The following is a 720-nucleotide window of genomic DNA, read 5'->3' as shown; positions in this document are numbered from 1 at the left end:
GCCGCGCACCGGCTCCGCCTGGAGCCGGCGACCGCACGGGCCGCGCGATGAGCGCCGACACGGGCCGCACCCTCCCCTACGTGCGCGGCGTGCCGGGGGCCGCGGCGCTCGGCACGCTGGCGCTGACCTGCGGAGTCGCGCTGACGGCCACCTCGGGCTGGCTCATCGTCGCGGCGAGTTTTCGCCCGCAGATCCTCACGCTGCTCGCGGCGATCGTGCTCGTGCGCGCGTTCGGCATCGCCCGGCCGGCGCTGCGCTACGCCGAGCGGGTGCGCTCGCACGACGCGGCGCTGGGGCACCTGGCCCGCGAACGGGAGTCGGTGTACCGGGCGCTCGTGCCGCTGACCCCGGCGCGCCTAGGCCGCCGCGCCCGCGGTGACGTGCTCGCCGGGGTCGTCGACGACCTCGACGACCTGGCGTACGCGCAGGTGCGGGTGGTCGTGCCGCTGGTCTCGCTCGTCGGCACCGGCCTGCTCGCGGCGGCGCTCGTCGCGCTGGTCTTCGTGCCGGCGGCCCTCATCATCGCCGCGCTCGTGCTCGCCTGCGGGTTGACCGGGCTGGTCGACTGGCGGCTGGAGAGCCGGGCCCAGGCGCAGATCGTCGCCGCCCGCGGCGAGGTGACCCGCTGGTCGACGCTCGTCGCGACGCAGGCGCGCGACATCGCGGCCGCGGGCGGCGAGGCGTTCGTGGCGCGCCGCCTCGCGGAGGCGGGCGACCGGC

The 720-nt window shown here is 78.2% G+C and carries 1 protein-coding gene; it reads left to right on the top strand.

From position 1 onward, the window contains the following. Positions 1 to 47: 47 nt before the first annotated feature. Positions 48 to 720: ABC transporter domain-containing protein (locus tag PINTE_RS21520; protein WP_505804228.1), on the top strand; the 673-nt coding region annotated here is incomplete at its 3' end.

Source organism: Piscicoccus intestinalis NBRC 104926 (assembly GCF_001515525.1).
In the GTDB taxonomy this organism is placed as follows: Bacteria; Actinomycetota; Actinomycetes; order Actinomycetales; family Dermatophilaceae; genus Kineosphaera; species Kineosphaera intestinalis.
Note: the sequence above shows the minus strand (reverse complement) of the source record. Positions and strands in the feature narration are given on the sequence as shown.